This window comes from Thermus sp. 2.9 (assembly GCF_000794385.1).
In the GTDB taxonomy this organism is placed as follows: domain Bacteria; phylum Deinococcota; class Deinococci; order Deinococcales; family Thermaceae; genus Thermus; species Thermus thalpophilus.
In genome coordinates, this window is sequence record NZ_JTJB01000060.1 from 1 (window position 1) to 5566 (window position 5566).

Here is a 5566-nt window from a genome sequence, read left to right on the forward strand (position 1 = left end):
AATCTTGACACGACCTGGGTGGCGCACGGCGTCCTTACCGAGCTTTACGTTAAAGACGCTTTGCGGGCGTTGGGCTTGGGACGTAGGGCCGCCTCCCGCCTGGCCAAGGCCCTAGGCGCTCACCACGGCTTTCCCGCTCAGGGCAACGAGCTTCAACGGGCAACCCTTCATGTCCAAAGCGAGCCCCACGGCTGGCAGGAAGCGCGGGCTTGGTTGCTGGATCGCCTGCGCCAAGCCACAGGTGCCCTAGTGCCCTCGCTTCAGGAGGTCTCCCCGGAAGGGGTGCTTCGGGTCATGGCTATAGCTTCCTTCGCCGATTGGATCGCTTCGGACCCGAGTTTATTTCCATACGGGCGCGACCCTCTGAGGCCGGATTACCTGAGGGAAGCGCTAGACCTAGCCGAGAAGGCTTTGGACCGGGTGGGATGGCGCAAACGCGAGGCCCAGGCACCGAAGGAGTTTTCCCAAATCTTTCCCTTTTCCCCCAACGATTTGCAAAAGGCAGTCTCGTGTCTTTTAGAGCACGTCCAGGAGCCCATCCTTCTCTTGGTGGAAGCCCCTATGGGGATGGGCAAGACGGAAGCGGCCTTGTACGCCTACCACCTGTTGGTGGAGCGCTTGAAGCACCGGGGTCTTTACGTGGCCCTACCCACCCAGGCCACGGCCAACGGCCTTTTTCCTAGGGTCCAGCGTTTCCTGGAGAATTTGGCCCTTGGCGCCCTGGACCTTCAGCTCCAACACGGGGCGGCCATGCTCAACCCGCTGTACGAGGACCTTTTGGAGAGGGCCCACCCGACCCAAGTTTTTGACCGTAGAGGGGATAAGGAAGAGGGAGCGGTTTCCGCTTCCGCCTGGTTTTCTGCCAAGAAGCGGGCCATGCTCTCCTCCCACGGGGTGGGCACCCTAGACCAGGCGCTCCTGGGCGTCCTCACGGTGAAGCACCACTTCGTGCGGCTTTGGGGCCTCATGAACCGGGTGGTGGTGCTGGATGAGGTCCACGCTTACGATACCTACACCTCGGGCCTCCTCGAGGCCCTCCTCCGTTGGCTCAGGTCCCTGGGCTCCAGCGTGGTCCTCATGACCGCCACGCTCCCCAAGGGCAAGCGGGCCGCCCTTCTTCGGGCCTGGGGGGTTTCGGAAGAGGAGCTTCCCCCCTATCCTCGGCTGGCTATCTTCGGCGAAAAGCTACTCGGTGCGGAAAGCCTGCCACTGCCCTCGCGGAGCATTCGCCTGGAAAAGGCCAAAGTAGAACCCGAAGCCTTGGCAAAGAGTCTCCTTGCCGCGCTGCCTGGTGCCCTGGGCGCTGTGGTGAACACCGTGGACCGGGCCCAGGCCCTTTACCGGGCGTTGGGGGCGGGTACACCCCTTAGGCTCTCGGAGCTCCTTGACCGCTTCCCCCACGCCTCCCAGGAGGAGAAGGGTCCGTGGGCGGAACTCCTTGAGATGCGGGAGGAAAAGGGGGAGCAAGTGGTGGGAAAGGCCCTGGAGGACGGAACCTTGGTGTTCCTCCTCCACGCCCGCTTTCCCGCCGAGGACCGAGCCCTTAGGGAAGCCGTGGCCCTGGCGCTTTTCGGCAAAGGGGGCCCGCGGCCCGAGCGGGCCGTCCTGGTGGCCACCCAGGTGGCCGAGCAGAGCCTAGACCTGGACTTTGACCTCCTCTACAGCGATCTCGCCCCCATAGACCTTCTTTTCCAGCGGACGGGGAGGCTTCACCGCCACGCAAGGTCCCGCCCGCCGGGGCACCAAGAGGCCCGGCTTTGGGTGGGCGGCCTGGAGGAAATCGAGGCTTGGGGGGAACTTCACTGGGACAAGGTTTACGAGGAATATGTTCTCCTCTCCACCTGGCTAGCCCTGAAGGACAGGGTGGAGTTCCGGGTACCGGACGACCTCGAGGCCCTTCTGGAAGAGGTCTACGCGCGGGAGCCCCATCGGTTCCCCGAAACCCTCCGAGACCGGGCCGAGAGGGCTTACAAGCGCATGGAGGAACGCCGGGCACAGGAGGAGAAGACGGCCCAAAACCTGGCCCTTTGGGAACCGGAAAGGCTCATGAGGGAAGGGGACGCCGCTCACTTGGCCTCTGGTTTGCGCTTGGACGACGAGGCCGAAAGTCCGCACACCCAGCGCCTTCTCACCCGTTTAGGGGAGGCCAGCGTGCCCGTGGTGCCCCTCTACCGGGTGGGTGACGGCCTCTATTTGGATCCCGAAGGGCGGCGGCCCGCGCGGCTCAAGGGCGAGCTTAGCAAGGACGAGGCGGTGTCCCTCTGGCGGCGGGCGGTGCGGCTTTCCCGCTACCCGATACCCCAAAAACTCCTCCAAGACGGGCCTCCTTCCGCCTGGGGTAAAAGCGGCCTCCTCCGAAGCCTGCGCCCCCTGGAGGTGGGTAGCGTCTTCGGTGAGGGCAAGGGAGCTTTCCGGGTGGAAGTGGACCCGCAACTCGGGGTGGTGTACGTTCCCGTCAGCAGATGACGGGTTTAGGTGCTAGCCTGGGATCAGGTGAGAGCGTGGAAAGGTTTAACCTTCTGGAAGAGCCGTGGATCCCCGTGCTATGGGGAGGACAGGTGCGCGAGGTGAGCTTGAAGCAGGCGCTCCTCGAGGCCCACGCCATCGCCCGTATAGAAACCGCCTCTCCCTTGGAGGAGGCGGCCCTTCACCGCCTACTCCTTGCCGTCCTCCACCGGGCCCTGCCCCCCGTGCGGGACGAGCAAGACGCCGCCGACCTCCTGGACGGAGGCGGTTTTGACCGTGGCGCACTGGAGAGTTATCTGGACCGCCATTTCCACCGTTTTTGGCTTTTCCACCCTGACGCTCCCTTTTTACAAATCGCTGACCTGCCCGAGGAGGAGCCTGTTCCCTGGACCAAACTCCGCCCGGAGCCGGCTGGAGGCAACAACCCAACCCTCTTTGACCACACCACGGACGAAAACCCGCCAAAAATCCCCTATGCCGAGGCGGCGCGGGCCCTGGCGGTGCACCAAAGCTTCACTCCAGGTGGCCTCATCAAGCGGCTTGGGGTTACTTCGGGGAAGGATGCACCTTTGGCCCGCCCCGCCGTGTTCCTTCCCACGGGTGAGAGCCTGTTTGAAACCTTGGTCCTAAATCTGGTGCCCTACGAGGGGCGGGACGACGAAGCCCTTTGGGAAGCACCCCCTCTCAGGCGGAAGGACGTGGAAAACGCCGCCACCAAGTGGCCCCTTTCCGGCCTCACCCGAGTCTACACGTGGCCGAGCCGGGGAGTACGCCTTCTGGATGAAGGGGATGGGGTCCGGTACATGGGCTATGGCCCCGGGGTGGAGCCGCTATCCGCCCTTTTTCGCGACCCCATGGTGGCCTACCGCAAGGACGCCAAGGGGAACATCCTCCCCTTACGCCTAAGCGAGGAGCGGAGCTTTTGGCGCGATTTTGGGGCCATGCTTCCCAATGCGGGAGGGACGCCACCTGGAGTGCTCCATCACGCGGGTGCCGTGGGCCGTGAGGTGGGTAGGGCGTATCGGCTAAGGGTTTTGGGCCAGGTGTCGGACCAGGCCAAGGTTTTGGACGTGAGGCGGGAGGTGTACCCTTTTCCCTCGGCCCTCCTCCTGCCCGAAGGTGCCCTTGCCCTGCAGGCGGCTTTGGGGAAGTCGGAAAGGGTGGGCGAGGCGCTCCGCTCCGTGGCGTGGAAGGTGGCGCGGGGCGTCTTGGGGGAAAAGGACACAAAGGAGCTGGAGGCCTTCGTCCGTTCCTTGCCCTTACTGCGAAGCTACTGGGCGAGCTTGGACCTGGCTTTCCCGGAGTTCCTTGAGGCCCTGGACCAGCCGGGTGCCTTGGACGCCTGGCGCCAACGGCTTCGCCAAGCGGCCTGGCGCGCTTGGGAGGAAACCCGCCTCTTCGTGGGGACCGAAGGCCGGCACCTGGCCGCTTTGGCGGAGGGCGAAAGGGCCTTGACCTTGGCTTTGAGGGAGCTCGAGGAGGTGAACGCATGAAGGGAGCGGCTTTTTTGGAGTGGCTTACGTCCCTGCAAACGGGGACCTCTTGGACCCCGGCGCGGGCGGCTTTGCGCCGGAGCTTGGCTTTTCCCTTGGGGGCCTACCCTCCTGCCATGCCCTATGTGGAGCCCTTCGTGCGGGAGGAGGGCTGGGGCAGGGAAGCCCACTACCTGGTGGCGGGGCTCTTCGCCCTTATGGACGGCGCTCACCAAAGCGGCCGAAGCCTCGCCCAGGCACTTTGGGCGGCGGGGAAGGAGCGGGACTCCAAGAGCGTGGAAAAGCGCTTCCTGGCCCTTCTGGACGCAGACCGCGACCAGATTGCCTTTCGGCTCCGCCAAGCCGTGGGCTTGGTGGAAGGAGGCCTAGACTTTGCGCGGCTTCTGGAAGACCTGTTGGACTGGTTTCATCCCAATCGGCGGGTCCAGGCCCGCTGGGCTCGGGAGTTCTACGGCGCTAAGGAAGAGGGTGTAAAGGAAGAGGAGGTGGCGGAATGAAGCTTTTGGAAGTGCACGTGTTGCAGACGGTGGTTCCCAGCAACCTCAACCGGGACGACACGGGAAGCCCTAAGGATGCCCTGTTTGGCGGCTTTCGGCGGGCCCGCATCTCTAGCCAGGCGCAGAAGCGGGCGGTGAGGGTGGCCTTCCGCGACTGGCCCCTCCTGGAGCCGCATGAGCGGGCAGTGCGCACCAAGCGCTTGGTGGAAGCCCTTTTGTCGCGGCTTTCGGACGTCCCCGAGGGCCAGGCCCGCCAAGCCATTGAGAATGCGCTCAACAGTTTGGGTTTTGGCGTCAAGGAGGGAGGGGCGAGCGAGTATCTCCTCTTTCTGGGGAATAGGGAGCTGGACCGCTTGGCTGAGGCCATCCGGGCTCACCTCGAGGCGCTCTCGGGCGAGGTGAAGGGTAAGAAGAAGACGGACGTGAGCCCCGAGGTTAAGAAGGTGCTGGAGAAGGTCTTGGACGGGGGGAAGGCCGTAGACCTGGCCCTTTTCGGTCGGATGCTGGCGGATCGGCCGGAACTTGGGGTGGACGCGGCCGCCCAGGTGGCCCACGCCCTATCCACCCACAAGGTGGACCGGGAGTTTGACTTTTACACGGCCGTGGACGACCTGAACCCCAAGGAGGAAACCGGGGCCGGGATGATGGGGGATGTGGAGTTCTACTCCGCCACCCTCTACCGCTACGCCGTGGTAGACCTGCAAAAACTTCTGGAAAACCTTCAGGGCGATAAGGAGCTTGCCCTCAAGGGGGCTTTGGCCTTCTTTGCGGCCTTCGCCAGCACCTTGCCCTCGGGGAAGCAAAACAGCTTTGCCGCCCACAACCCCCCCTTATTCGTCGCCTTCCGGGCGGGGGAGGGGCTTCCCCGCAACTTGGCCACGGCATTTGAGCGGCCCATACGCCCGAGGGAGGACCGAGCGCTCTCGGCTCTTTCCGTGGAGGCTCTGGTCCGGGAGTGGGAGCGCTTTGACCGGGCTTTCGGACCCTTGCGACCCGAGTGGAAAGGGGCCATTAACCTCACGGAGGCGGAAACGGCAACGTTGCCCCTAGCAGAGGACTGGCCCACTCTTAGCCAGCGCATAGAAGAAGCCATTAGGAAGCTTCTGGAGG

4 protein-coding genes are annotated in these 5566 nt (G+C 64.2%); all 4 read left to right on the forward strand.

Going from position 1 to position 5566, the window contains the following annotated elements:
* Positions 1–2466: CRISPR-associated helicase Cas3' (cas3, locus tag QT17_RS12875; protein WP_039460609.1), on the forward strand; the 2466-nt coding region annotated here is incomplete at its 5' end.
* Positions 2463–3959: a type I-E CRISPR-associated protein Cse1/CasA gene (gene casA / locus QT17_RS12880; protein WP_152607424.1), complete on the forward strand. Its 1497-nt coding sequence runs from the start codon at positions 2463–2465 to the stop codon at positions 3957–3959. The genes cas3 and casA, both read left to right, overlap by 4 nt.
* A complete protein-coding gene (casB, locus tag QT17_RS12885; protein WP_039460612.1) occupies positions 3956–4456 on the forward strand; it encodes a type I-E CRISPR-associated protein Cse2/CasB in 501 nt (166 codons plus the stop codon). Before casA ends, casB begins: the two co-directional genes overlap by 4 nt.
* Positions 4453–5566: type I-E CRISPR-associated protein Cas7/Cse4/CasC (gene cas7e, locus QT17_RS12890; protein ID WP_039460614.1), on the forward strand; the 1114-nt coding region annotated here is incomplete at its 3' end. The genes casB and cas7e, both read left to right, overlap by 4 nt.